General features: G+C 71.9%; 21 protein-coding genes. 14 read left to right on the top strand and 7 right to left on the bottom strand.

The genetic code is table 11. The features are described from left to right. Nucleotides 1-25: 25 nt before the first annotated feature. The 6 genes from GWK25_RS11850 to GWK25_RS11825 all read left to right on the top strand — a co-directional run bounded on the left by GWK25_RS11850 (nucleotide 26) and on the right by GWK25_RS11825 (nucleotide 6,892). Complete coding sequence (locus tag GWK25_RS11850) at nucleotides 26-634, top strand: DUF4142 domain-containing protein (protein ID WP_215449766.1); 609 nt, start codon at nucleotides 26-28, stop codon at nucleotides 632-634. A 136-nt stretch (nucleotides 635-770) separates the two neighbouring features. Further along, nucleotides 771-1,577, top strand: coding sequence for a DUF4142 domain-containing protein (locus GWK25_RS11845; RefSeq protein WP_215449765.1), 807 nt, complete (start codon nucleotides 771-773; stop codon nucleotides 1,575-1,577). 156 nt (nucleotides 1,578-1,733) lie between these two features. After that, nucleotides 1,734-3,194 (top strand): DUF692 domain-containing protein, encoded by a 1,461-nt coding sequence (locus GWK25_RS11840; protein ID WP_215457329.1) that lies wholly within the window; start codon nucleotides 1,734-1,736, stop codon nucleotides 3,192-3,194. 250 nt (nucleotides 3,195-3,444) lie between these two features. Further along, nucleotides 3,445-4,236: a DUF4142 domain-containing protein gene (locus GWK25_RS11835; RefSeq protein WP_215449764.1), complete on the top strand. Its 792-nt coding sequence runs from the start codon at nucleotides 3,445-3,447 to the stop codon at nucleotides 4,234-4,236. Between the two features lie 166 nt (nucleotides 4,237-4,402). Continuing rightward, a complete protein-coding gene (locus GWK25_RS11830) occupies nucleotides 4,403-5,170 on the top strand; it encodes a TIGR04222 domain-containing membrane protein (RefSeq protein WP_215449763.1) in 768 nt (255 codons plus the stop codon). Between the two features lie 114 nt (nucleotides 5,171-5,284). Continuing rightward, a complete protein-coding gene (locus GWK25_RS11825; RefSeq protein ID WP_215449762.1) occupies nucleotides 5,285-6,892 on the top strand; it encodes an alpha/beta hydrolase in 1,608 nt (535 codons plus the stop codon). Nucleotides 6,893-6,988: 96 nt separating this feature from the next. Here the strand turns inward: GWK25_RS11825 and hemQ are convergent, their stop codons facing one another. Both hemQ and hemG read right to left on the bottom strand, forming a co-directional pair. Then, entirely contained in the window at nucleotides 6,989-7,720 is a 732-nt protein-coding gene (hemQ, locus tag GWK25_RS11820; RefSeq protein WP_033529407.1) for a hydrogen peroxide-dependent heme synthase, read from the bottom strand. Between the two features lie 5 nt (nucleotides 7,721-7,725). Then, nucleotides 7,726-9,228, bottom strand: coding sequence for a protoporphyrinogen oxidase (hemG, locus tag GWK25_RS11815; RefSeq protein ID WP_215449761.1), 1,503 nt, complete (start codon nucleotides 9,226-9,228; stop codon nucleotides 7,726-7,728). Between the two features lie 194 nt (nucleotides 9,229-9,422). Here hemG and GWK25_RS11810 point away from each other — a divergent pair, with 194 nt between their 5' ends. Both GWK25_RS11810 and GWK25_RS11805 read left to right on the top strand, forming a co-directional pair. After that, nucleotides 9,423-10,412 carry a DUF4349 domain-containing protein gene (locus tag GWK25_RS11810; protein WP_215449760.1) on the top strand — a complete coding sequence of 330 codons (990 nt, stop codon included), beginning with the start codon at nucleotides 9,423-9,425 and terminating at the stop codon, nucleotides 10,410-10,412. 37 nt (nucleotides 10,413-10,449) lie between these two features. Continuing rightward, on the top strand, nucleotides 10,450-11,853 hold the full coding sequence (locus GWK25_RS11805) for an FAD-dependent oxidoreductase (RefSeq protein WP_215449759.1): 1,404 nt from the start codon (nucleotides 10,450-10,452) through the stop codon (nucleotides 11,851-11,853). A gap of 135 nt (nucleotides 11,854-11,988) precedes the next feature. Here the strand turns inward: GWK25_RS11805 and GWK25_RS11800 are convergent, their stop codons facing one another. Continuing rightward, nucleotides 11,989-12,321 carry a hypothetical protein gene (locus GWK25_RS11800; protein ID WP_215449758.1) on the bottom strand — a complete coding sequence of 111 codons (333 nt, stop codon included), beginning with the start codon at nucleotides 12,319-12,321 and terminating at the stop codon, nucleotides 11,989-11,991. A 155-nt stretch (nucleotides 12,322-12,476) separates the two neighbouring features. Here GWK25_RS11800 and GWK25_RS11795 point away from each other — a divergent pair, with 155 nt between their 5' ends. After that, on the top strand, nucleotides 12,477-13,286 hold the full coding sequence (locus tag GWK25_RS11795; RefSeq protein ID WP_215457328.1) for a rhomboid family intramembrane serine protease: 810 nt from the start codon (nucleotides 12,477-12,479) through the stop codon (nucleotides 13,284-13,286). A 24-nt stretch (nucleotides 13,287-13,310) separates the two neighbouring features. Here the strand turns inward: GWK25_RS11795 and hemE are convergent, their stop codons facing one another. Then, complete coding sequence (gene hemE, locus GWK25_RS11790; protein ID WP_215449757.1) at nucleotides 13,311-14,378, bottom strand: uroporphyrinogen decarboxylase; 1,068 nt, start codon at nucleotides 14,376-14,378, stop codon at nucleotides 13,311-13,313. A 153-nt stretch (nucleotides 14,379-14,531) separates the two neighbouring features. Here hemE and GWK25_RS11785 point away from each other — a divergent pair, with 153 nt between their 5' ends. From GWK25_RS11785 to GWK25_RS11775, 3 genes are all read left to right on the top strand, one after another. After that, the gene (locus tag GWK25_RS11785) at nucleotides 14,532-15,203 is read left to right on the top strand and encodes a DUF3000 domain-containing protein (protein WP_251828826.1); all 672 of its coding nucleotides are present in this window, start codon (nucleotides 14,532-14,534) and stop codon (nucleotides 15,201-15,203) included. Between the two features lie 317 nt (nucleotides 15,204-15,520). After that, nucleotides 15,521-16,180 carry a response regulator transcription factor gene (locus GWK25_RS11780; protein WP_033529424.1) on the top strand — a complete coding sequence of 220 codons (660 nt, stop codon included), beginning with the start codon at nucleotides 15,521-15,523 and terminating at the stop codon, nucleotides 16,178-16,180. A gap of 176 nt (nucleotides 16,181-16,356) precedes the next feature. Further along, nucleotides 16,357-17,658 carry an HRDC domain-containing protein gene (locus tag GWK25_RS11775; protein WP_215449756.1) on the top strand — a complete coding sequence of 434 codons (1,302 nt, stop codon included), beginning with the start codon at nucleotides 16,357-16,359 and terminating at the stop codon, nucleotides 17,656-17,658. Between the two features lie 126 nt (nucleotides 17,659-17,784). Here GWK25_RS11775 and GWK25_RS11770 read toward each other — a convergent pair whose 3' ends face one another. From GWK25_RS11770 to GWK25_RS11760, 3 genes are read right to left on the bottom strand one after another with little or no spacing between them, the layout of a single operon-like run. Continuing rightward, the gene (locus GWK25_RS11770; protein ID WP_251828825.1) at nucleotides 17,785-18,633 is read right to left on the bottom strand and encodes a carbohydrate ABC transporter permease; all 849 of its coding nucleotides are present in this window, start codon (nucleotides 18,631-18,633) and stop codon (nucleotides 17,785-17,787) included. Further along, a complete protein-coding gene (locus GWK25_RS11765; RefSeq protein WP_215449755.1) occupies nucleotides 18,630-19,601 on the bottom strand; it encodes a carbohydrate ABC transporter permease in 972 nt (323 codons plus the stop codon). The genes GWK25_RS11770 and GWK25_RS11765 overlap by 4 nt, the downstream gene beginning before the upstream one ends. Further along, nucleotides 19,601-20,917: an ABC transporter substrate-binding protein gene (locus GWK25_RS11760; RefSeq protein WP_215449754.1), complete on the bottom strand. Its 1,317-nt coding sequence runs from the start codon at nucleotides 20,915-20,917 to the stop codon at nucleotides 19,601-19,603. The genes GWK25_RS11765 and GWK25_RS11760 overlap by 1 nt, the downstream gene beginning before the upstream one ends. A gap of 161 nt (nucleotides 20,918-21,078) precedes the next feature. On the opposite strand from GWK25_RS11760, the gene GWK25_RS11755 reads away from it, so the two are divergent. Together GWK25_RS11755 and GWK25_RS11750 are read left to right on the top strand one after the other, a co-directional pair. Continuing rightward, nucleotides 21,079-23,475, top strand: coding sequence for a glycoside hydrolase family 2 protein (locus tag GWK25_RS11755; protein ID WP_215449753.1), 2,397 nt, complete (start codon nucleotides 21,079-21,081; stop codon nucleotides 23,473-23,475). 92 nt (nucleotides 23,476-23,567) lie between these two features. Next, nucleotides 23,568-24,575 carry a LacI family DNA-binding transcriptional regulator gene (locus tag GWK25_RS11750; protein WP_215449752.1) on the top strand — a complete coding sequence of 336 codons (1,008 nt, stop codon included), beginning with the start codon at nucleotides 23,568-23,570 and terminating at the stop codon, nucleotides 24,573-24,575. Nucleotides 24,576-24,734 lie beyond the last annotated feature (159 nt).

Raw genomic sequence — 24,734 nt, 5'->3', positions numbered from 1 at the left:
GTTGGCATCACCCGGGAGGATCACTTTGCGGCGTCTCAACGGCTCGCTCATCGCCAGCCTGGCTCTCGTCGTCACCGTCGGCGCGCTGGCGTTCCCCGTATGGTCCTACGCCGACCGTTCGGGCACCGCCCAGGCCAACATGGCCGCGAGCACGGTGAACACCCAGTGGGGGCCGCTGACGGCCGCCGACCGGGACCTGATCATCCGTGTCCGGCTGGCCGGCCTGTGGGAGCTGCCCGCCGCCGAGAAGGCGATGGCGCGGTCGAAGAGCCCGGAGGTCAAGGAGGCCGCCGACCACCTGATCGTCGGTCACAAGGACCTGGACGAGCGGGTGCGGGCCGTGGCCTCCCAGATGGGCGTCGAGCTGCCGAACGTGCCGAACGAGCAGCAGCAGGGCTTCCTCGCGCAGATGGACAACGCGACCGACGACCAGTTCGACCGGGTCTGGGCCAACCTGCTGCGCTCCGCGCACGGCAAGATCTTCCCGGCCATCGGGCAGGTGCGGAACATGACCGAGAACACCCTGGTGCGCCAGCTGGCCTCGGACACCAACCAGACCGTGCTCGACCACATCACGATGCTGGAGAAGACCGGCCAGGTCGACTTCGACGCGATCGCCAACGGCACGATCTGACGCCGCCCCGGCCCCGCCCAGGGCGGCGGCCGGGACCGGACAGACAGCGGTATCAGCGGTATCCCAGCGGTCACCATCCGCACCCAAGCAACAGTTCAGTCCCCAACGATCAGTTGGTTTCCTCCGGGAGGCTCATTTGCGACGCTCCAAGGGCTCCGTCCTCGTCGCCCTGGCGATCGCCGGCACGCTCACCGCGGTCGCCTACCCCATCTTCTACTCGTACCCCAACCGCAACGCGACAGCCGCGGCCGCGCTCACCGGTGACACGGTGACCACGCAGTGGGGGCCGCTCACCCCCGGCGACCGCGACCTGCTCATCCGTGTGCGGCTGGCAGGCCTGTGGGAGCTGCCCGCCGGGCAGCAGGCGCTGGAGCGCAGCGGCAGCCAGTCCGTCAGAGAGGCCGCCGACCACCTGATCGTGGGCCACACCGACCTCGACAAGCGGTCCCGGGTCATCGCGGCGAAGCTGGGCGTCGAGCTGCCCAACCAGCCGACGGCGGAGCAGCAGGGCTGGCTGGACCAGATGACCGCCAGCAAGACCGAGGCCGAGTACAACAAGACCTGGGCGAACCTGTTGCGGGCCGCCCACGGCAAGATCTTCCCGGCGATCGCCTCCGTGCGGAACTCCACCCGCAACACGCTGATCCGTCAGCTGGCCTCCGACGCCAACCAGACCGTGCTGGACCACATCACGATCCTGGAGAAGACCGGCGAGGTCGACTTCGCGACGATCGCCGACAACTCGGTCAGCGGTACCGCGAGCCCCACCGGCCCGCCGCCGCCCGTCCCCGGCCGGGTGCCGCCCGCCGCGCCGCCGGCGGTGCCGTCCACCAACCCGGACGTGCAGTCGAAGCCGTCGCCCTTCGAGTCCGGGAACGTCCCCACCGGACGTCCGGACCCGGAGGAGATCAACAAGGACCAGGGTCAGCCGCAGGTCCAGTAGAAAGCTCAAATGTTGCTCTGAAGGTCCCCTCCACGGGGTTCGGCCCCGGCTGACGGGGCCATGACTCCGTCACGCCGGAACACGGGTCCGCCGTAAGGAGACACACAGGGTCCTGGTGAAGCCGTGACCGACGTGACCGAGGAGGGGACGGGGACGATGGAGCAGATCGCACAGTTGGGGACGGGGATCGGCTGGCGGCCGGAGATCGCCGACGCCGTGGAGCGCATGGCCGGCGCGGACGGCGGTGTCGACTGGGTCGAGGTCGTCGCCGAGAACGTCTGCCCCGGCCACATCGCCGAATCGTTGCTGCGCCTGCGCGAGCGGGGTGTCACGGTCGTTCCGCACGGTGTCTCCCTCGGTCTCGGCGGCGCCGAGCGCCCCGACGAGCAGCGCCTGCGCTCCCTCGCCGAGCGCGCGGAGGCGCTGGGCGCCCCCCTGGTCACCGAGCACATCGCCTTCGTCCGGGCCGGCGGCGCCCTCACCGCGTCGCCGCTGCTGGAGGCCGGACACCTGCTGCCGGTGCCGCGCACCCGGGACGCCCTGGACGTGCTGTGCGAGAACGTACGGATCGCCCAGGACGCGCTGCCGGTGCCGCTCGCGCTGGAGAACATCGCGGCGCTCATCAACTGGCCGGGCGAGGAGATGACCGAGGGGCAGTTCCTGTACGACCTCGTCGCCCGCACCGGTGTCCGGCTCCTCATCGACGTGGCGAACCTCCACACCAACCACGTCAACCGGGGCGAGGACCCCGCGAAGGCGCTCGACGAGCTGCCGGTCGAGGCCATCGCGTACGTCCATGTCGCGGGCGGCTTCGAGCGCGACGGGGTCTGGCACGACAGCCACGCCCACCCCGTCCCGCCGCAGGTCCTCGACATCCTCGCCGACCTCGCCTCCCGGGTTGCCCCGCCGGGCGTGCTCCTGGAGCGCGACGACAACTTCCCCGAGCCGGGCGAGCTGGAGCGGGAGTTGGGGGCGATCCGGGGCGTGCTGGAGAAGGCCGAGGTACGTGGGCCCGGTCGGACGGCGGGCACGGCCGAGGTGGAGGCAGGCACGGAGACCAAGGCCACCACTGAGACCAAGCCCGCCGCTGAGACCAAGCCCGCCTCTGAGACCAAGGACGAGGCCGAGGCCGGGACCGTCACTGAGACCGAAGCCGAGCCTGTCGCCGAGACCGAGGCCCGGACCGTCGCCGAGGCCGAGCCCGCTGCCCGGCAGCGGCTCGGGCTCGCGCAGGCGGCGCTGCTGTCCGCGCTGGTCGCCGGGACCCCGGTGCCCGAGGGGTTCGACCGGGTGCGGCTGGGCGTCCAGGCGCGGGCCCTCGCGGCCAAGCGGGCGGACGTGGTGGCCAAGGTGGCGCCGGAGCTCCCGGAGATCCTCGGATCGTCCTACCGGCCGACCTTCGTCGCGTACGCACAGGGCCACCCGATGACCGACGGCTACCGGCGGGACGCCCTCTCCTTCGCCGAGCACGTGCTGCTCACGGGCCGCCCCGACGACGCGGACGTGCTGCGCGAGGTGCGTCGCTGGTGGCTGGAGCGCTCGGGCCCCACGCCGCTCTCGCAGCGGCCGACGGCCCGGCTGGCCCGAGCCACCCGCAGGGTGCTGCTACGCCGATGAGCCGGGGTGTTCGGCCCCGAATGTGCTGCGATTAACAGACCCGTGCCCCCAGCACGGGTTTACCGTCTCGTGCGCCGCGTTTGACATGGTTCATCCACCCCTTCGCGTACCGCATCGAGCGCGCTTTGTCCGCTCCTCAACCATTCCTCCTCATACGGCAGTTGGCGTAGACCGGGCAGTAACATGCCGGTGTGTAGGCCGACCAGCACCCGTAGCGCACTAGCGTGCGGTGCCGCGAGCAGGAGGCACCATGCGAACCACCAACGGCAGAGGAGGACTGTTCAGTGGCACAGGACTCATCGTCGCCGGACTGACAGCGACACTCGTCGCGTTGCTCTTCCCGATCTGGTCGTACGCGGACCGCTCCGGGACCGGCGTGAGCGTACTCAACGCGTCCACCGTGACGACGCAGTACGGCCCGCTGTCCGCCCTGGACCGGGACTTCATCACCAAGGTCAGACTGGCGGGGCTGTGGGAGCTGCCGGCCGGGCAGCAGGCCCAGACCAAGGGCGGCACCCAGGCCGTACGCACCGCCGGTGAGCATCTCGTCGAGGGGCACACGTTCCTCGACGCGCGGGTCCGCAACGTCGCCGCGCGCCTCGCCGTGCCCCTGCCCAACCAGCCGAGCGACCAGCAGAAGCAGTGGCTGGAGACGCTGACGGCGGCGCAGGGCGAGACCTACGACCGTGAGTTCGCCAACATCCTGCGGCTGGCGCACGGCAAGGTCTTCTCCGTCGTCGCCCAGGTCCGGGCCACCACCCGCAACTCGCTGGTCCGTGACCTCGCCGACGACGCCAACACCACCGTCCTGGACCACATCAAGGTTCTGGAGGCCACCGGGCTCGTCGACTACGACGCGATCGCCCGCGACGCCGCGACCGCGAGCGCCCCGCCCCTCACCAACTCCCCCACGCCCCCCACTCCGTCGACCGACCCCGGCTCCCCCGTCCCGGTGACCCCCTCGCCCACCCCGTCCCGGCCGGACCCGTCGCCGACGTACAGCCTGCCTCCGGCCGCCAACGGCCCGGTGGACGACGGCTGAGACAGGCGGGCGCCCCGGCCCCGCTCCCGCCGATCCACCCACCGCCGCGGCCCGGTCCTGGCAATTGCGGGCCGCGGCCGCGAACAAACGGAAGAGAGCGGGCGCGTTCCCTGCGGATTGCGGACATCGGGGGGTACGCCCCAGGGCCGGCGCATAGAAAATCGCCATGCTCTGGGTCCTCTTCCTCCTGCTGGCCTGGGCCGCCGCCGGCGTGTCCTGTGCCCGACTCTGTCTGACCTCGATGCGCGCGGCGGCGGCCGAGTCCGACGTCCGTGCCGACCACACCCACCACTGCCACCGGCTCACCCTGTACGAGGCGGCGTTCCTGTCCGGCGGGCCGGCCCGCGTCGCCGACCTCACCCTGGTCTCCATGGCCGGCCGCCGCAGACTCCTGCTCGCCCACACCGGCTGGGTGACGGTCGTGGACCCGGACGGACGGGACGACCTGGAGCGTTCCGTCATCGGCGCGATAGGCCCCGGCGGGCAGGCCCGGATAGCGCCCGTACGAAGGGCCGCCGCGGCCGCGGACTCCGTACGCCGCCTCTCCGACCGGCTCGTCGCGGCGGGGCTGGCCGTGCCCGACGCCGCGCGCACGAGCGTGGCCGACGCGGTCACCCAGGTACGGGGCGCCGCGCTGGGTGTGTGCGGACTCGGGGCGCTGGCGCTGCTGCTGCCCGCGCAGGGATTCGAGGAGCACCGCGTGCTGGTCGCGCTGTGGTTCGCGCTGCCGCTGGTGCTGACGCTCAGCTGTCTGGTCATCGCGCGGGTCGAGAGGCAGCCGGGTACGCGCTGGGCGACACCCGAGGGGGCGCGGGTGCTGCGGACCGTCGCCGGCCGGGGCGGAGGCGACCTGGCGGAGCTCGTCTCCGTGGCCGTCTGGGGCGTGGGGGCGGTCGGGTCGCCGGAGCTGCGGGCGGCCTTCGAGCAGCGATAGCGAGGGCGAAAGGGATGGCGACAGCGACTGCGACACTCCCCGACAGTCCTTTACATTCGCCCTGTTTAAGGCCAAACATCCCTTTGTCGCTGTCGTGCTTCGGAGGGATTCGCCATGCGGGCTGCCGTGCTCTACGGGACGGTCGGGGCGGTGGTGCTGAGCGGCCTCGGCGCCGCGCCCGCCGAGGGGGACATGACCCGGACGGCGGCGGACGCGGTAGCCGTCGCGGCCGAGCGGGCCGCGGACGAGGGCATCCGGTTCGGGAAGTGCCCAGCGGCGGAGGGGCTGCCGACCGCGGTGCGGTGCGGGACGGTCAAGGTGCCGCTCGACTACGAACAGCCCGACGGACGGCAGATCTCACTGACCGTCAGCCGGATCGAGGCCAGGGGGAAGGACGCCAAGGGGAGGAAGGTCGCCCGGCAGGGAGCGCTCGTGTTCAACCCGGGCGGGCCCGGCGCCTCCGGGATGTTCTTCCCGCTGATCGGCCACCTCCCGGACTGGAAGCGCATCGGCGCCGCGTACGACCTCGTCGGATACGCCCCGCGCGGGGTCGGCCGCTCCGCACCGCTGTCCTGCCAGGACCCGAAGCACCTGCACAGAGGGCCCGCACCTGCCCCGACGCACCCCTCGGAGGCGTACAAGAAGGAACGCGTCGCGCGTGCCAAGGCGTACGCGCGCGGCTGCGCGCGGCGGGGCGGGAGCGCACTGCGGCACTACCACTCCCTCAACAACGCCCGTGACCTGGACGTCCTGCGCGCCGCGCTCGGGGAGCCGCGCCTGACGTTCATGGGGGCGTCGTACGGGACGTACTTCGGGGCGCTGTACGCCTCCCTGTTCCCCTCGCACGTCCGCCGGATGGTCTTCGACTCGGCCGTGAACCCGGCCCCCGAGCAGATCTGGTACCGCAACAACCTCGACCAGTCGGCCGCGTTCGAGGGGCGCTGGGCGGACTTCCGGGCCTGGGTGGCCAAGCACCACCGGGTCTACGGGCTGGGCGACACCCCCCGGAAGGTGCTGCGCAGCTACGAGCGGGCGTCGGCGCGGCTGGCCGCCCGGCCCGCCGGCGGCACGGTGGGTCCGGGCCAGTTGCAGGGCGCGTTCCTCCAGGCCGCGTACTACGACGACCACTGGCCGCAGCGTGCCCTGGCGCTCTCCGCGTATCTGAAGGGCGACCCGAAGCCGCTGATCCAGATCGCCGGTCCGTACCCGGAGGCCGCCGCCGAGCAGGAGAACGCGAAGGCCGTCTACACGGCCGTGGAGTGCAACGACGCGCCCTGGCCGACGCGGTGGCGGGACTGGGACCGCGACAACACCCGGCTCGCGCGGACCGCGCCCTTCGAGACCTGGGACAACGTGTGGACCAACCTGCCGTGCGCCTACTGGGAAGGCCCACGGCAGCAGCCGCTCGACGTACGGACCGGGCCCGGGGAGCTGCCGCCGACGCTGATCCTGGCGGCCGAGCGGGACGCCGCCGCGCCGTACGACGGGGCGATCGAGCTGCACCGGCGGCTGTGGGGCGCGGTGCTGGTGACCGAGCGGGACGCGGGCAACCACGGCGTCGCGGGCGGGTCCAACACCTGCGTCAACCGTTACCTGGAGGCGTACTTGCTGCGGGGGCGGCTGCCGGAGCGGAGGGCGGCGTGCGCCGCGCGACCCGAGCAGGAGCCGAGAGCCGTGCGGGGCGGGGCGGCCGTCCCCGAGCTGCGGGCCCTCAGGGGCTGATCGCGCGGTTTCCCCGCGCCCCTGAGAACGAGCAGGGGCGCGGGAGACGGACTGTGCGAGGCCGGTCTGCACGGGACCGGTCTACGCGAGGCCGGGCTACGCGAGGCCCGCGACCAGTTCCGCCACCGACTTGCGGCGGCCCGTGTAGAACGGGACCTCCTCGCGGACGTGCATCCGGGCCTCCGAGGCACGCAGGTGTCGCATGAGGTCGACGATGCGGTACAGCTCGTCGGCCTCGAAGGCGAGGATCCACTCGTAGTCGCCGAGCGAGAACGAGGCGACCGTGTTCGCCCGGACGTCGGGGTAGCCGCGGGCCATCTTGCCGTGGTCGGCGAGCATCCGGCGGCGGTCCTCGTCGGGCAGCAGGTACCAGTCGTAGGAGCGCACGAAGGGGTAGACGCTGACGTAGTCGCGGGGCGTCTCGTCGGCGAGGAACGCCGGGATGTGCGAGCGGTTGAACTCGGCGGGGCGGTGCAGCGCCATGTTCGACCACACCGGGGTGAGCGCGCGGCCCAGCCGGGTGCGGCGGAAGAGGTTGTACGCCTCCTGGAGCTGGTCGCTGGTCTCGGCGTGCCACCAGATCATGACGTCGGCGTCGGCGCGCAGACCCGAGACGTCGTACGTACCGCGAATGGTCACGTCCTTGGCGGCGAGCTGGTCGAACAGCTCCTGGACCTCGTCGGCGTAGCCGGCGCGGTCCTCCGGCAGCACGTCCTTCAGCCGGAAGACGGACCACAGCGTGTAACGGATGACCTCGTTGAGGTCCTTGGCCAGCTTGCCCTTGTTCGGGATCCGGCCGGACTCGGTGGTGGGGGCGTCGTCGCTCATGGGTCTCATTCTCCCGCTCCGCCGTGCAGGCTCTGCACCGGGTGGGCCGTGAGGTGCCGCACGGCCCGCAGGTCACCGTGGATCTGGTCGACCGCGGCGGCGGCGCTCGCGACGCACGCCGGGATGCCGACGCCGTCGTACGCCGCGCCGCAGACCGCGAGTCCGGGCAGTTTGCCGAGGTGCTCGCGGAGGCGGGCCACGCGCGCGTGGTGGCCGACCGGGTACTGCGGCAGGCCGTCGTCCCAGCGAGTGACGCGGGTCTCCAGGGGGGCCGCGGTCAGGCCGGTGGCCTCGCGCAGGTCGGTTCTCGACACCTCCACCAGGTGGGCGTCGTCGTGCTCCAGGATCGCCGTCTCGCCGTACCTGCCGACCGAGGTGCGCAGGACCAGCAGGTCCGGGTTCTCGTCGGCGATCCAGCCCCACTTCTGGGAGGCGAAGGTGGACGCCTTGATGGTGCGGCCGTCGACCGGCGGCACCAGGAAGCCGCTGCCCTCGGGGAGGGTCACGTCGGCGCGGCGGTAGGCGAGGGTGACCAGGGCCATCGAGGCGTACTCGACGGCCCCGAGCTCGGTGGCGGCCTCGGGCGCCTCGGCGCGCAGCAGACCGGCGGCGACCGGCGCGGGGACAGCCACGACGACGGCGTCGGCGTGCAGGACACGGGCGCCGGTGTCCGCCGCGCCTGCCGCGCCCGGGCCGCCTCCGGCGACGACGCGCCAGCCGCCCGAGGGCCGCCGGCGCAGTTCCGTGACGGGGGCGTGGGTGAGGATCTCGGCCCCGCGGGCCCGTACCGACTCGGCGACCGCGAGCGGCAGTTGCCCCACGCCGCCCTCGATGCCCATGAAGACCGGGCCGGTCTGCCGGGCGGCGGCCGCCCGCTCCTGGATGCCCCGGACGGCCTCGGTGAGGGAGGTGTGGGTCCGCGCGGCCTCGAAGAGCTGCGGAACGGCCGAGCGCATCGAGATGCGGTACGCGTCGCCCGCGTAGACCCCGCCGAGCAGCGGCTCCACGAGACGGTCGACGACCTCGCGGCCGAGGCGGGCGGCCACGTACTCCCCCACCGCCACGTCGTCGCCGATCTCCGTGCGCGGCAGATCGGTGTCGCGCTCGATACGGGCCAGGCCCTCCTCGGACAGGACTCCGGCCAGGGCGGACGCGGTGCCGGGGACACCCATGACGTGCCCCTTGGGCATGGGGCGCAGGGCGCCCCGGGTCCACAGGGAGGCGGTGGCGGTCGCGGGCGGCTGGAGCCGGCCGGCGAGGCCGACCTCCCGGGCGAGGGCGACCGCCTCGGGCCGGCGGGCCAGGATCGACTCGGCGCCGAAGTCGACGCGGACGCCCGCGATCTCGCCCGGAAGCAGCTTGCCGCCGACCCGGTCCGAGGCCTCCAGGACGGTCACTCTCGCGCCCCGGTCCAGCAGCCCGTGCGCGGCGGCCAGCCCCGCGATGCCGGCCCCGATGACGACGACGTGCCCGGCGTCGCGCCCGACGTCCGTACGTGATCCGCTCATGGTCCCACCCTCTCAGACGTCACCGACAGTCACGGCGCCGGTCCCGCCCACCGGGCGACTCGGCCGTGGCCTTGCCGAGTCCCGACCGTGACCGCTTCGCGACGGCCCACGCCCAACGTTCCGGCCCGCTCCGGCGTCAAAGGACCGTCAGCAAGGCAGACAGGCGATTTCTCGACCCTCGGGGGGCACATCTCATGGCAGCGACACACGGACGACGTTCCCGGCGGCCCGCTGCGGCCCTGGCGGCCCTGTTCCTCGCCGGCGCCCTGGCCCTGACGGGCTGCTCCGACGACCGTGGCGCCGGCGCCGCGAGCGACGCGGCCAAGTCCAGGACCGACGACAGCGCGGCCCGCCAGGAGGGCGCCCTCTCCGAGCAGAGCGGCAGCAGCGACTACACCGGCAAGGGCAAGGGCTCCGACGTGCCGGACGTCAGCCCGACCCACATCATCCGCACCGCCACCCTGACCGTGCGGGTCAAGGACGTGCCGAAGGCCCTGGACGAGGCCCGCACCGCCGTCGAGGGCGTGGGCGGCTTCGTCGGCAGCGAGTCCACGACCCGGGACGGCAAGGACCGCGAGCGCACCAGGGTCGTCCTGCGGGTGCCCGCCGAGAAGTACGAGCAGGTCCTCACCGAACTGGAGGGCACCGGCAAGCTGATCGAGCGGAAGACGAACGCCGAGGACGTCACCGACCAGGTGGTCGACGTGGAGAGCCGCATCAAGACGCAGCGGGCGAGTGTGACCCGGATCCGCGAACTGATGGACAAGGCGACCAAGCTCGGCGACGTGGTCACCCTGGAGGGCGAGTTGAGCTCCCGTCAGGCCGACCTGGAGTCCCTGCTGGCCCAGCAGAAGTCCCTGAAGGACCGCACCAGCCTGGCCACCATCACGCTCTCCCTGTCCGAGACCGCGGTGAAGAAGGCCGTCGTCGACGACGACCCCGGTTTCTCGGACGCCCTGGCCGGCGGCTGGAACGCGTTCGTCGCCGTCTTCCGCTGGCTGGGCCTGGCGCTCGCCGCCGTCCTGCCCTTCGCGGTGGCCGCGGCGCTCGTGCTGCTCGCGTGGTACCGCCTCGCCCGTACCCGCCGGCCCGCGCCGGCGGCGGCCACGGCCGGCGCGGCCGCCTCGCTCCCGGCCTCCGCGCCGGACGAGAAGGAGCGCGAGGAGCGGCAGGAGCGGGAGTGACGCGGGCCCCGGACGCGGGGCCCCGTAGCGTGTTCCCATGAACACGAGCGGCGCTGAAGAACGTTCGAGGGAACGCCTGGTGGTCGTCGGAGGCGACGCGGCGGGCATGTCCGCCGCGTCGCAGGCCCGCCGGCTGAAGGGCCCCGACGCCCTGGAGATCGTGGCGTTCGAACGGGGCCACTTCACCTCCTACTCGGCGTGCGGCATCCCCTACTGGGTGGGCGGCGACGTCACCGACCGCGACCGGCTCATCGCCCGCTCGCCCGAGGAGCACCGGGCCCGGGACATCGACCTGCGGATGCGTACGGAGGTCGTGGAGATCGACGTCGAGGGCTCCCGCGTGCGGGCGCGGGACCTCGACAGGGGCACCGAGTCCTGGACCGCGTACGACAAGCTCGTCATCGCGACCGGCGCCCGCCCGATCCGCCCCGACCTGCCCGGCGTCGACGCGACCGGGGTGCACGGGGTGCAGACCCTGGACGACGGTCAGGCCCTGCTGGACACGCTCACCGCCAGCGAGGGCCGTCGCGCGGTGGTCGTCGGCGCGGGATACATCGGCGTGGAGATGGCCGAGGCGCTCATCAACCGGGGCTACGAGGTCACGGTCGTCAACCGCGGCAAGGAGCCGATGTCCACCCTGGACCCGGACATGGGCCGCCTGGTGCACATGGCCATGGAGGGCCTGGGCATCACCATGGTCGACGACGCCGAGGTCACGGCCCTGCGGACCGACGACGACGGCCGCGTCCGCGCGGTCGCCACCGAGGACGCCGAGTACCCGGCGGACGTGGTGGTGCTGGGCATCGGCGTACGCCCCGAGACGACCCTGGCCAAGGCGGCAGGACTGCCCCTGGGCGACCACGGCGGCCTGCTCACCGATCTCGCCCTGCGCGTGCGGGGCCACGCGGACATCTGGGCCGGCGGCGACTGCGTGGAGGTCCTGGACCTGGTCTCGGGCCGCGAGCGGCACATCCCGCTGGGCACCCACGCCAACAAGCACGGCCAGATCATCGGCGCCAACGTCGGCGGCGGCTATGCCACGTTCCCCGGTGTCGTCGGCACCGCCGTCAGCAAGGTCTGCGACCTGGAGATCGCCCGCACCGGTCTGCGGGAGAAGGACGCCGACCGGGCCGGCCTCCAGTACGTCACCGTCACCGTCGAGTCGACGAGCCGCGCGGGCTACTACCCCGGCGCCGCTCCCATGACGGTGAAGATGCTCGCCGAACGCCGCACCGGCCGTCTCCTGGGCGTCCAGATCGTCGGCCGGGAGGGCGCGGGCAAGCGCGTCGACATCGCGGCGGTGGCCCTCACCGCCGGCATGACGGTGGAACAGATGACCGCCCTGGATCTCGGCTACGCGCCGCCCTTCTCCCCGGTCTGGGACCCGGTCCTGGTGGCGGCGAGAAAGGCGACGGCGGCGGTGAGGAGGGGCTCCTCCTGAGGAGGGTGCCTCCTGATGACAGGGGCCGCGCCCCCGGCTTTTCAGGGGCGCGGGGAACTGCGCGACCAGCCACGACGAACCCGCACCCGGCCACGCACAGCACCGCTACGGCGATCCCCCGTCTTCCATCCCCCGTCACACGGCCGACGTACCGGTGATCCGATCGATCGCCTGCCGAGCCTGATCGGCCGGAGGCCGCGAGGGCAACGAGGACACCGACGCGGCGGACGTCACCGCCGCCGGCTGCGCCGCAGGCGTCGCCGGCTTCGCGTGCGCCGCCGGCCGGGCCGACCGCAACCGATGGCTCACGGCCTCGTCCAGCGTCACCGGCCGCTGCATCCGCGCGGCCAGCCGCCCGGCCTCCTGGCCGAGCGCGGCCACGTCTTCCCAGGGCAGCCGCACCACCAACGAGATCTCGGCCTCGCCATCGGGAGTGGCGTGCATCGCCGGGGCAACTCGGTCGTTCATCGCCTGTTCCTCACGTAGATACGTAGATCCGCGGTTGAGAAGTCATACGCACCACCCGCCCCGCATGTTCACCGGCGCCGACACCGATCCCACGCCCGGCCCGCACCACCCCCGAGATGCTGATTCCGGCCGCGTATCCGGGGCACAAGTCCGGTGTGGTCATCCCCGTCCATGACGTGAACCCCTCGGGCCGCACGCCCTACGTGACCTACGCGCTGATCGCCGCGAACGTCTTCGTCTTCGTCTTCATGCCGGGTCTCGCCGGCTCCGTGCCGGGTGACAGCGAAGTGGCCCGGCTGTGCCATACGCAGGCGTTCCTGGAGCAGTACGCGGCGATACCCCAGGAGTTGATCCTCCATCAGCTGCCGCGGCTGGTGCCCACCGGCGAACTCGCCCCGTCGGGCGGCTGCGCGCTGGGCCCGCCGGGCTACGACAAGTCGCCCGCGCTCTCCGTCCTCACGGCGCTGTTCCTGCACGGCGGCTGGCTGCACCTGCTGGGCAACATGCTGTTCCTGCTGATCTTCGGCAACAACATCGAGGACCGGCTGGGCCACGTACGGTTCGCCCTGTTCTACGTGGCCTGCGGGTACGCGGCGTCGTACGGCTACGCCCTCCTCGACGCCGACTCCGGCGAGCCCCTGATCGGCGCCTCCGGTGCGATCGCGGGGGTCCTCGGCGCCTATCTCGTCCTCTACCCGAAGGCCAGGGTCTGGGTCCTCGTCCCGTTCCTGGTCTTCCTGCCCCTGAGACTGCCCGCGTGGCTGGTGCTGGGCTCCTGGTTCGTGCTCCAGGCCGTGTACTCGTCCGGCGAGAGCGTCTCTGACATCGGCACGGTGGCCTATACGGCCCACCTGGTCGGCTTCGTCGCCGGCATGCTCCTCGCCTGGCCCCTGCGTCCCGGCACCCCGCCCCCACCCGAGCCACGCGGCCTGCTGTTCGGCAGACGGGCGCGGCCGGGGTGGTGAGGTCCGGGCGCGAGGGGTGATCGCCTAGCGGGCCGTCCGCGTGTGGACGTACTCCACGAGGCGGGTCAGGGCGTCCGGGTCGGTGCTGGGCATGACGCCGTGGCCGAGGTTGAAGACGTGGCCCTCCAGGCCGGCGGCGGTGTCGAGGACCTCGCGGGTCTTGGCCTCGACGGCCTCCGTGCCGGCGAACAGGACGGTCGGGTCCAGGTTGCCCTGGAGCGCCTTGCCGGGGCCGACGCGGCGGGCGGCCTCGTCGAGCGGGACGCGCCAGTCGACGCCGACGACGTCCGCGCCGGCCTCGCCCATGAGGCCCAGGAGCTCGCCGGTGCCGACTCCGAAGTGGATGCGGGGGACGCCGTAGGGCTCGACGGCCCGGAAGACCTTCGCGGAGGCGGGCAGCACCGAGCGGCGGTAGTCCGCCGGGGCCAGCGCTCCGGCCCAGGAGTCGAAGAGCTGGACGGCGGAGGCGCCCGCCTCGATCTGCACCTTGAGGAACGCGGACGTGATGTCGGCGAGGCGGTCCAGCAGGTCGGCCCAGAGCTCGGGGTCGCCGTACATCATCGCCTTGGCGTTCTCGTACGTGCGGGACGGGCCGCCCTCGACGAGGTAGCTGGCGAGGGTGAACGGGGCCCCCGCGAAACCGATGAGGGGGGTCGCGCCGAGTTCGGCGGTGAGCATCCCGATGGCCTCGGTGACGTAGGAGACGTCCTCGGGGGTCAGGTCGCGCAGCTGGGCGAGGTCGGCGCGGCTGCGGATCGGCTTCTCGACGACCGGTCCGACGCCGGGCTTGATGTCGAGGTCGATGCCGATGGCCTTGAGCGGGACGACGATGTCGCTGAAGTAGATCGCCGCGTCCACCCGGTGCCGGCGGACCGGCTGGAGGGTGATCTCCGTGACCAGCTCGGGCCGCATGCAGGACTCCAGCATCGGGATGCCCTCGCGCGCCTTCAGGTACTCGGGGAGCGAGCGCCCGGCCTGCCGCATGAACCACACCGGTGTGTGCGGCACGGGCTCGCGCCTGCACGCCTTCAGAAAGGCTGAGTTGTACGTGGCGGTCGGCTGGTGGCCCGAGGGGCTGGCGTTGGCACTCACGAGGCAAAGTCTCGCACGCCCGCTTGACAGCGACGGCCCGCCCCGTGGACGACGGGTCGGCGCGGCCCGCGTTCGCTCAGCGCGATGCGACCGTGACCCAGCGCACGGGTGTCTTGCCCTGCGCCGGGGCCCCGTTCCCCTTAATGTTCCGGCATGGCTGCGGCTCAGGGACGACTGTCGGACGGCGCTGGCGGGATGGACGACGCGAAGGAGGGGGAGCGCGATGCGAGGGAGACGGCACCGCTGCCGTTCCGCTCCGCCGTCGAAGCGCTGCGGGCCACACGGCTGCGGCCGGAGATCGAGATCGAGTCGACCAAGCCGCCCCAGCGGCTCGCCCCGCACGCGTACGCCCTGGAGGCCGCGGTCGTCGAGGGTGACGAGGACCTCGCCGACGGCCGGCTGGTGCTGCTGCACGACCCGGCGGGCCACGACGCCTGGCAGGGCACGTTCCGCCTGGTGACCCTGGTGCGGGCGGAGTTGGAGCCCGAGATGGCGGCCGATCCGCTGCTGCCGGAGGTGTGCTGGTCGTGGCTGACCGGCGCACTGCAGTCCCGGGGGCTGTCGTACGGGGAGCCGAGCGGGACGGTGACGCGGGCGAGCTCCCACTACTTCGGCGGGCTGGCGACGCGGCCGGCCGCGTCGCAGATCGAGATCCGGGCGTCGTGGACCCCGCGCGAGGTCCTGGGTGGGGTGCCCGACACCGCCGCGCACCTCGCCTCCTGGTGCGATCTGCTCGCCCAGATCGCGGGCCTGCCTCCGGCGGTCGACCCCGGGGACGCGGCGGTGGTGTCGCTGCCGCAGCGGCGGGGTCCGCAGTCCCGCTGAACCCTTCCCTCCTCGAAGGACCGTGCTCCGCCGGAGCACGGTCCTTTCGCGTGCGAGCCACCACGCCGATCAAAACCATCACTTTGTCGATACGGCCACTTTCGGCCGCGTATCGACATGAAGCGACACCGTTCGATCTTCGAATGATCGAAGATTTGTCCGAATTGAACGTATTGTTACTCACCAAATCGTGATCATTCTCTAAAGGAGCAGAGGTTTGGTGCCGAAGACCTCTGTGACCTTGAAAGCACGGTTCGTCCCGGCTTCGACCCCACGAGCCCAGCGAGCCGGCCCCCGTCCCGCACCCAGGAGGCCTGGTGTCCGTTCTCCTCGAGCAGCCCGCAAGCCTGGTCGCCTACCGTCCGAACAAGCCGACCGCGATGGTGGTGGTGGCCGACCCCCGGGTCCGGTCCACCGTGACCCGCCACCTGTGGGCCCTCGGCGTCCGCGACGTCATCGAGGCCTCGTCCATCGCCGAGGCCCGTCCCCGCGTCGGCAACCCCCGTGACATCTGCGTCGCCGACGTCCACCTGCCGGACGGTTCCGGCCTGACCCTCCTCTCCGAGACCCGCGCGGCGGGGTGGCCCAATGGCCTCGCCCTCTCCGCCGCCGACGACATCGGCGCCGTCCGCAACGCCCTCGCCGGCGGCGTCAAGGGATATGTCGTCACCGGCACCCGCACCAACATCGGACTGCCCACCCGCCCCGGTGCCGCCCCCATCGGCTCCGCGGCCCGTATGCACCGCCGTCCCCCGGGCGCCCCGAGCCACCCGGGCGGCTACCGGGAACTGTCGGGACGCGAGGTCGAGGTGCTGCGCCTGGTCGCGGAGGGGCAGTCGAACAAGGCGATCGGCGTCTCCATGGGCCTGTCCGCACTCACGGTCAAGAGCCACTTGGCCCGAATCGCACGCAAGCTCGGCACCGGCGACCGTGCCGGAATGGTGGCGGTGGCCCTGCGCACCGGGATCATCCACTGACACCGGGACCTCGCAGGCAGCGAGAGGCCGGTATTTCCCCTGTACGTCAGGCCTCTCCCGGTTCGCCGGGAACATTCACTGACACGTGTGACACGTGACTGGTTTACGACCCCACAGGGCCCGTCGGCGGAACGTTCCGTCGGCGGGCCATGTCCATACACAGATACCCTTGACAGGTGACCGACGCCCAAGAGACCGCAGCAGACAGGACCCTGCGAACCACCGGAGGCGCCCCTCCGGACGACGGCGGATCCTCTGAAGCGGGGGCGCCGATCCCTTTGCTGGAGCCGAGGGAGGGCATTCCGGCCGTGATCGCCGACGAGTCCTCGCTCGCCGCGGTGATCGCCGCCTTCGCCGCCGGCTCCGGCCCCGTCGCCGTGGACGCCGAACGCGCGTCCGGTTACCGCTACGGTCAGCGGGCCTATCTGGTGCAGCTGCGCCGCGAGGGCGCGGGCACCGCCCTCATCGACCCCATCGCCTGCCCCGACCTCTCCGGCCTCGGCGAGGCGCTCTCCGGCGTGGAGTGGGTGCTGCACGCGGCCACCCAGGACCTGCCGTGTCTGCGCGAGATAGACATGGTGCCGACGCGGATCTTCGACACCGAGCTGGCCGGGCGGCTCGCGGGCTTCCCCCGGGTCGGCCTCGGCGCGATGGTCGAGGGTGTCCTCGGCTACGTCCTGGAGAAGGGCCACTCCGCGGTCGACTGGTCCACCCGCCCGCTGCCCGAGCCGTGGCTGCGCTACGCCGCGCTCGACGTGGAACTCCTGGTGGACCTGCGGGACGCCCTGGAGAAGGAGCTGGACCGGCAGGGGAAGCTGGAGTGGGCGCGGCAGGAGTTCGACGCGATCGCGTCCGCGCCGCCCGCCGAACCCCGCAAGGACCCCTGGCGGCGGACGTCCGGCATGCACAAGGTGCGGCGGCGCCGGCAGATGGCGGTCGTCCGGGAGATGTGGGAGGCGCGGGACCGCATCGCCCGGCGGCGGGACGTGTCGCCGGGGAAGGTGCTGAGCGACGCGGCGATCGTGGAGGCCGCGCTGGCCCTGCCGGTCAACGCGCACGCGCTGGCCGCGCTGACCGGGTTCGGGCACCGGATGGGACGGCGGCAGCTGGAGCAGTGGCAGGCCGCGGTGGACCGGGCCAGGGCCCTGCCGGACTCCGCGCTGCCGGCGCACGGGCAGCCGGTGACGGGTCCCCCGCCGCCGAAGGCGTGGGCCGACAAGGACCCGGCGGCGGCGGCGCGGCTGTCCGCGGCGCGGGCCGGGGTGTCCGCGCTGGCGGAGCAGCTCACCATGCCGCAGGAGAATCTGATCACTCCGGACACGGTGCGGCGGTTGTGCTGGGAGCCGCCGGCCACGGCCGATGCCGAGTCGATCTCCGCGGCGCTGGCCGGGTACGGGGCGCGGCCCTGGCAGGTGGAGTTGGTGACGCCGGTGCTGGTGGGGGCGCTGTCCGCCGCCGCGAAGGTGAAGAAGGCCTAAGCGCCGCAGGGGTTCCGTTGTTGGGCGGGTGCGGGTCGTTCGTGGCTGGTCGCGCCCACGCGGCGGAGCCGCATGTCGAAACAGCCCCGCGCCCCCTGGAAGCAGCGGGGCTCTCCTGCCCGGCGCCTACTTCGTCGCTCCCCTCATGAAGCCGTTGTAGATGAATCTCTGGAGCAGCAGGAAGGCGATCAGGGTCGGCAGGATCACCAGGACCGCCCCTGCCGAGATCGTCTCCCAGTGGGCTCCGAAGGGGCCCTTGAAGCGGAACAGGGAGGTGGAGATGACGCCTCGGTCGTCGGACGGCAGGTAGAGGAACGGGATGTAGAAGTCGTTGTAGACCGTGATCCCCTTGACGATGACGACCGTGGCGATCGCCGGTTTGAGCAGCGGTAAGACGATCTTGCGGTAGATCGTGAAGGCGTTGGCGCCGTCCAGGCGGGCGGCCTCGTCGAGGGAGACCGGGATCGATCGCACGAACTGCAGGAAGATGTAGATCGAGACGATGTCGGTGCCCATGTAGAGGGCGATCGGCGCCCAGAGAGTGTCGAACATGCCGAGGCTGTCGACGATCTGGAAGGTCGCGACCTGGGTGGTGACACCGGGGACGAGGGTGGCGACCAGGAAGAGCGAGACGACCAGTTTCCGGAAGCGGAACGTGAAGCGGTCGATCGCGTAGGCCGCCATCGAGCCGATGAGGACCGTTCCGGTGATGGCGAAGAGAAGGATGAAGGCCGTGTTGCCGAAGGCGGCGAGCATCTCGCCGTCGCGGAAGGCCGTGGCGTAGTTCTCCAGGTTCAGGAAGTTGTCCGGCAGGGTGAGGGCGCCGCCGCCGGCCGCCATCTCCCGTTCCGTCTTCAGTGAGGTCAGCAGGACCACCAGCAGCGGCAGCAGGACCACGACCGACGCGCCGATCAGGGACAGATAGGTGAGGGAGCGGGCAACTCGCCTGCGCAGCACGGGCGTCGGCGTCGTCATACGAGGTCCACCCTGTCGTCGGGGACCAGTCGGCGTTGCAGCCACGTCACCGCCAGGATGATCAGCAGCAGGACGACCGCGGCGGCGGACGCGAGGCCCGTCTTGTTGAACTGGAAGGCGAGCTTGACGGTCTGGATCACGAAGGTCTCGGTGCCGGTGGCGCCGCCCGTCATGATGTACGGGATCTCGAAGACCGAGAGGGAACCGGAGATCGACAGGATCACGCTCAGGCTCAGGACCGGTCGGATGCCGGGCGCGATGATGTACCGGAACCGGTGCCAGCGGCTCGCGCCGTCGAGTTCGGCAGCCTCGTACAGCTCCCCCGGGATCGACTGGATCGCGCCGAGGAAGAGCACGAAGTTCAGGCCCAGGTAGCGCCACACCGAGACGCCGGCGAGGGAGACGTTCGCGGAGGTCTCCGTACCGAGCCAGGCGCGGTCCGGCTCGTGGCCGAAGAGGGCGAGGACCGAGTCCAGGGTGCCGCCGTCCTGGAAGAAGTAGAGGAAGACGAAGCCGATCGCGACACCGTTGATCAGGTACGGGAAGAACAGGACGCCCTTGAAGAGGTTCCGGAAGCGGACGTCGAAGCTGAGGATCGTCGCGAAGTACAGGGCGAGCGCGATCTGCACGGCCGACGCGGCCAGGTAGTAGCCGCTGACGAGGAAGACCCGGAACAGCTCGGGGCGGGTGAGGATCTCGACGTAGTTCTCGGTGCCGGTGTAGTGCAGCTCGGGGCTGACGCCGTCCCAGTCGGTGAAGCTGTACGCCAGCATGTTGGCGACCGGCGCGTAGGTGAACGTGATCAGCAGGGCCAGCGGGACGGCCAGGAAGAGCCAGGGGGTGAGCCCGCGCCACAGGCGCACCCCGCGAGGGGCGCGCCGTGGCGTGGGCGGCCGGGGCGCGGCCGCCCGGGGCCGCGCCGCCTTCTCCGTCGCGTGCGAGCGGGATGTCGTACGCGCCTGGGGCATCAGGACCCCACGGTCTTCGCTGCCTCGGTCCAGCGCTTGCCGAGGTCGTCGAGGAAGTCGTCGATGTCGCCGTCCTTGGCGCCGCGGGCGATGTCGACCAGTTCCTGGCGGTAGGCGGGGCCGTTGATGCCGACCTCCGAGGCGTTGTCGATCTCCTTGACCCTGGCGCCCTCGGCGTCGTCGAGTTCGATGAGTTCGACGCCCTGCTCCTCGTACGGCTTCAGGACCTCAGGCAGGGGCGCGTCCTTGAGCGTGGAGATCGAGAGGTTGTCCTGCGCGTAGCCCGACTTGTCGGTGAACCAGTCGACCCAGGCGCGGGCCGCCTCCTTGTGCTTCGCATGGATGCTGACGGCCTGGTTGTAGTCGGGGTTGACGGTCGCGCAGGCCTTGCCGTCGACGCGGGCGGGGAACGGCATGAAGCCGATGTCGTCGGGGTCGGCTCCGGCCTTCTCGGCGGCCTGCCGGAACTGGATGACCGCCCAGCTGCCGAGCCAGGCCGTCGCGATCTCGCCCTTCGCCAACTCCGGCTTGGAGTTCTCCCAGTTGGTGGTCGACGGGTCCTTCTCGATCAGCTTCTGGTGCACGATGTCGTACAACAGCTGGTCGGCGACGCGCAGTTCGCCGTCCTCGCCCCACGGGTTGCCCTCGGCGAGCCGGGTGGTGGCCTCGGTGTCGCAGCTCACCGAGCCGTTGACGGCGGTCCACTGGCTCAGCGGCCACTGCGCGGCGAAGTTGGTGTAGTACGGGACCGCGTCCGTCTTGGACTTGATGGCTTTCAGCGCGGTGAGGAACTCCGCCGGGGTGGTGGGCCATTCGGTGACGCCGGCCTCGGCCCAGATCCGCTTGTTGTAGAGGAAGCCGGGGGCCGCGCCCATCGGACTCTGGCCGTAGACCTTGCCGTCGACGGCGGTGAAGTCGGTGAAGCGGTACTTCTGGCTCAGCTCCTTCTGGGTGCCGAGCGAGGCGAAGAACTTCGGGTAGTCGTTCTTCTTGATGACGGCCGGGATCATGAGCACGTCGCCGTAGTTGTCGGTGTTCATCCGGATCTTGACTTCGGCCTCGTAGTCGGTGATCGCGTCGAACTTCACCTTCACCTTCGGATAGGTCTTGTTGAAGGCGTCGGCGTACTTCTGCATCGTGCCGTCCTGCACGATGTCCGTCCGGTGGGTGAGGACCGTGATGGATCCGGACACCTGCGCCGGGTCGTCGGCCGCCTCGGCGTCGGCGCCCTTCGAGCTTCCTGAGCCGCCGGTGCAGCCCGACGCGAGAAGCGCGGCCGCCAGCAGTGTTCCGGTGAGCGTCTTCCGGTGGTTCATGTGCACCAGCTCCGTTCGGGACGGACGAGCACGGGTGGGATGGCTGGTTCGGCACTCTGGCAGCCCGTCACTGAACCGGTAAAGTCCCTATTTCGCCAAGGCTGCCGAAAGAATTTCGCGACTGTGTCGACTCACTGACTGGACCGGTTTAGGGAGTGCGCATGCTGGACGCCACACCGCTCACCGAGGGCTGGATCCTCCGGCACGACCAGGCACCACTGCCCGCCGCGGTGCCCGGGTGTGTGCACACGGATCTGCTGGCCGCGGGCCTGATCCCGGATCCCTTCCTCGGCCGGAACGAGGACGCGGTGGCGTGGGTGGGGCGCCGGGAGTGGACGTACGAGGTCGAGTTGCCCGGGGGCGCCGCGGCCGGCGGGCACGACCAGACCGATCTGGTCTTCGACGGGCTCGACACCGCCGCCGAGATCCGGCTCGACGGACGGCTCCTCGGCTCGGTGCGGAACATGCACCGCTCGTACCGCTTCGACGTCACCGGCATGAGCGGTCTGCTCTCGGTGCGCTTCGCCTCCGCGTACGCCGAGGCCGAGGTGGTGCGGAGACGGCTCGGCGACCGGCCGAACGCCTATCCGCAGCCGTTCCAGTTCATCAGGAAGATGGCCTGCTCCTTCGGCTGGGACTGGGGGCCGACCCTGGTGACCGCGGGGATCTGGCGGCCCGTGCGGCTGGAGCGGTGGTCCACCGCCCGGATCGCCCGGGTACGGCCGCTGGTGACCGTCGAGGGGACGACGGGCCGGGTGGAGCTGCTCGTCGACGTGGAGCGGGCGGCCGTCGAGGCGGGGCTGCGGCTGGAGGCCCGGGTCGGGGGTGTCGCCGCGGTCGCGGAGGTCGGGGGGACGAGCGGCACCGTACGGCTCGAGGTGCCGGGCGTGGAGCTGTGGTGGCCCCGCGACTACGGTGAACAGCCCTTGTACGAGGTCGAGTTGACCCTGTACGGCGAGGGCGACGCGCTTGATGTGTGGCGGCGGCGGGTCGGGTTCAGGACCGTGGAACTGGACCGGAGCACCGATGCGCACGGGACCGGTTTCACGCTCGTCGTCAATGGGGAGCGGCTGTTCGCGCGCGGGGTAAACTGGATCCCGGACGACGTGTTCCCCTCCCGCGTCACGCGCGAGCGGTACCGGGAGCGGCTGGGGCAGGCGGCCGGGGCCGGTGTCGATCTCGTACGGATCTGGGGCGGGGGGATCTACGAGAGCGAGGACTTCTACGACGTCTGCGACGAGCTGGGGCTGCTGGTCTGGCAGGACTTCCCGTTCGCGTGCGCGGCGTACCCGGAGGAGCAGCCGCTGCGGGGCGAGGTGGAGGCCGAGGCGCGGGAGAACGTCGTACGGCTGATGCCGCACCCGTCGCTGGTGCTGTGGAACGGCAACAACGAGAACCTGTGGGGGTTCAGGGACTGGGGCTGGGAGGAGCGGCTCGCCGGGGAGTCGTGGGGCGAGGGGTACTACCTGGGGCTGCTGCCGCGGGTGGTCGCGGAGCTGGACCCGACCCGGCCGTACACGGCGGGCAGCCCCTGGTCGGGGTCCTGGGAGCGGCATCCGAACGACCCGGCGCACGGCACGCACCACTCCTGGGAGGTCTGGAACCGGGAGGACTACGCGGAGTACCGGTCCGATGTGCCGCGGTTCGTCGCCGAGTTCGGGTGGCAGGCGCCGCCCGCGTACGCGACCTTGCGGCGGGCGCTGCCGGGTGAGGAACTCGCGCCGGACTCCCCCGGCATGCTGCACCACCAGAAGGCCGAGGACGGGAACGGGAAGCTGGAGCGGGGGCTCGCGCGTCATTTCGTCGTGCCGGACGGGGACTTCGACCGCTGGCACTATCTGACGCAGGTCAACCAGGCGCGGGCGATCGCGGCCGGTGTCGAGCACTGGCGGTCCCACTGGCCGGTGTGCGCGGGCACGGTCGTGTGGCAGCTCAACGACTGCTGGCCGGTGACCTCGTGGGCGGCGGTCGACGGGGACGGGCGGGAGAAACCGCTGTACCACGAGCTGCGCCGACTGTACGCGGACCGGTTGCTGACGCTTCAAGTGCGCGGTGCGGGACTGGTGTTGGCCGTGGTGAACCAGTCGGGTGAGTCGTGGGCCCCCGCTGGGCTGCGGTTGCGGCGGACGACCGTGGAGGGGATCGTCGTCGCCGAGGCGGCGGTGGAGGTGTCCGCCGCCGCGCGTACGGTGGCCGAGGTGCGGGTGCCACGCGAGGTGGAGCCCGTGGGGGCGAAGGAGTTCCTGGTGGCCGACGGGCGTGACGGGGAGAAGTCGCTGCGGGCGGTGCACTTCCCGGTGCCGGATCGTGACGTGCCTTATGCGAGGCCGGAGTTCGAGGTCGAGGTCGGGCCGGGTTCGGTGACCGTGACGGCGCGGACGCTGGTGCGGGACCTGCTGCTGCAGGCGGACCGGCTGGGGCCCGCGGCGCGGGCCGACACCGGGCTGGTCACCCTGCTGCCGGGTGAGCGGGTGACCATCGGGGTGCGCGGACTGGAGGCCGTGCCGGACGTGGAGGACGTGCGGCGGGCCCTGTACTGCGTGGAGCCCGCCCGATGAGCACCTCGCCCACTCCACCACCGCCCTCGCCTCCGGGCCCGTCCCCGGCGCCGACCCCGCCGCCTGGCCCGCCCCCGGCGCCGACCCCGCGCGTGACCATCAAGGACGTCGCGGCGCTCGCCGGGGTGTCCAAGGGGGCGGTGTCGCTCGCGTTCAACCGGAAGCCGGGGCTGTCCGACGCGACGCGGGACCGGATCTTCGCGGCGGCGCGGGAGCTCGGCTGGGCGCCCAACCTGGCGGCGCGGTCGCTGTCGAGTCAGCGGGTCGACGTGGTGGGGCTGGCGATCTGCCGGCCCGCCAGACAGCTCGGGCTCGAACCGTTCTACATGGAGTTCGTCTCCGGCGTGGAGAGCGTGCTGACCGAGCGGTCCTGCTCGCTGTTGCTGCGGCTGGTGCGGAACCTGGAGGAGGAGGTGGGGCTCCAGGACGCGTGGTGGCGGGGGCGGCAGGTCAGCGGGTCGATCCTGGTCGACTTCCGCGCGGACGACCCCAGAGTGGCCGCGGTCGGGCGGCTGGGGGTGCCGGCGGTGGCCGTCGGGCATCCCTCGCTGACCGGCGGGCTCACGTCGGTCTGGACGGACGACGCGACCGCCGTGACGGAGGCGGTGCGGTATCTGGCGGCGCTGGGGCATCGACGGATCGCACGGGTGGGGGGCGCGGCCGCGCTGGGGCACACGGCCATTCGCACGGCGGCGTTCGACCAGGTGGCGCGGGAGTTGCGGCTGGCCGGAGCCCGACAGGTGGCGACCGACTTCTCGGGGGAGGCGGGGGCGCGGGCGACGCGGTCGCTGCTGACCGGTGCGGGGGGTGATCGCCCTACGGCGATCGTCTACGACAACGACATCATGGCGGTGGCGGGGTTGTCGGTGGCGGCGGAGATGGGGCTGCGGGTGCCGGAGGAGGTGTCGTTGCTGGCGTGGGACGACTCGCAGTTGTGCCGGCTGACGCGGCCGACGCTGTCCGCGATGAGTCATGACGTGCACGGGTTCGGGGCGGAGGTGGCGCGGACGTTGTTCGAGGTGATCGGCGGGGGCGGGGATTCGCATCCGGTGGCTACGCCCGTGCTGGTTCCTCGGGGGTCCACTGCGACTGCCCCTTGAGCGCCGTACGGGACCGCGGTGCGTGGCGGCTGGTCACGCCCGCGCGGCGGAGCCGCATGTCGATACAGCCTCGCGCCTCTAGGATGGCTACTGTAACCGTCGGTAACATGCGGAACCCGTGTGACGTTCGCCGCTCCCCTCCCCAGGGGTGGGCAGCAC

It is taken from the genome of Streptomyces sp. ATCC 21386, assembly GCF_018728545.1.
GTDB lineage: Bacteria > Actinomycetota > Actinomycetes > Streptomycetales > Streptomycetaceae > Streptomyces.
Note: the sequence above shows the minus strand (reverse complement) of the source record. Positions and strands in the feature narration are given on the sequence as shown.

What these genes read in the sequence shown, in the direction of transcription:
- GWK25_RS11830 (WP_215449763.1), top strand. Translation starts at nt 4,403, where the DNA reads ATGCTCTGGGTCCTCTTCCTCCTGCTGGCCTGGGCCGCCGCCGGCGTG.
- GWK25_RS11805 (WP_215449759.1), top strand. Translation starts at nt 10,450, where the DNA reads ATGAACACGAGCGGCGCTGAAGAACGTTCGAGGGAACGCCTGGTGGTC.
- GWK25_RS11765 (WP_215449755.1), bottom strand. Translation starts at nt 19,601, where the DNA reads ATGCCCCAGGCGCGTACGACATCCCGCTCGCACGCGACGGAGAAGGCG.
- hemQ (WP_033529407.1), bottom strand. Translation starts at nt 7,720, where the DNA reads ATGAGCGACGACGCCCCCACCACCGAGTCCGGCCGGATCCCGAACAAG.
- hemG (WP_215449761.1), bottom strand. Translation starts at nt 9,228, where the DNA reads ATGAGCGGATCACGTACGGACGTCGGGCGCGACGCCGGGCACGTCGTC.
- GWK25_RS11835 (WP_215449764.1), top strand. Translation starts at nt 3,445, where the DNA reads ATGCGAACCACCAACGGCAGAGGAGGACTGTTCAGTGGCACAGGACTC.
- GWK25_RS11840 (WP_215457329.1), top strand. Translation starts at nt 1,734, where the DNA reads ATGGAGCAGATCGCACAGTTGGGGACGGGGATCGGCTGGCGGCCGGAG.
- GWK25_RS11755 (WP_215449753.1), top strand. Translation starts at nt 21,079, where the DNA reads ATGCTGGACGCCACACCGCTCACCGAGGGCTGGATCCTCCGGCACGAC.
- GWK25_RS11810 (WP_215449760.1), top strand. Translation starts at nt 9,423, where the DNA reads ATGGCAGCGACACACGGACGACGTTCCCGGCGGCCCGCTGCGGCCCTG.
- GWK25_RS11785 (WP_251828826.1), top strand. Translation starts at nt 14,532, where the DNA reads ATGGCTGCGGCTCAGGGACGACTGTCGGACGGCGCTGGCGGGATGGAC.
- GWK25_RS11800 (WP_215449758.1), bottom strand. Translation starts at nt 12,321, where the DNA reads ATGAACGACCGAGTTGCCCCGGCGATGCACGCCACTCCCGATGGCGAG.
- GWK25_RS11770 (WP_251828825.1), bottom strand. Translation starts at nt 18,633, where the DNA reads ATGACGACGCCGACGCCCGTGCTGCGCAGGCGAGTTGCCCGCTCCCTC.
- GWK25_RS11825 (WP_215449762.1), top strand. Translation starts at nt 5,285, where the DNA reads ATGCGGGCTGCCGTGCTCTACGGGACGGTCGGGGCGGTGGTGCTGAGC.
- GWK25_RS11760 (WP_215449754.1), bottom strand. Translation starts at nt 20,917, where the DNA reads ATGAACCACCGGAAGACGCTCACCGGAACACTGCTGGCGGCCGCGCTT.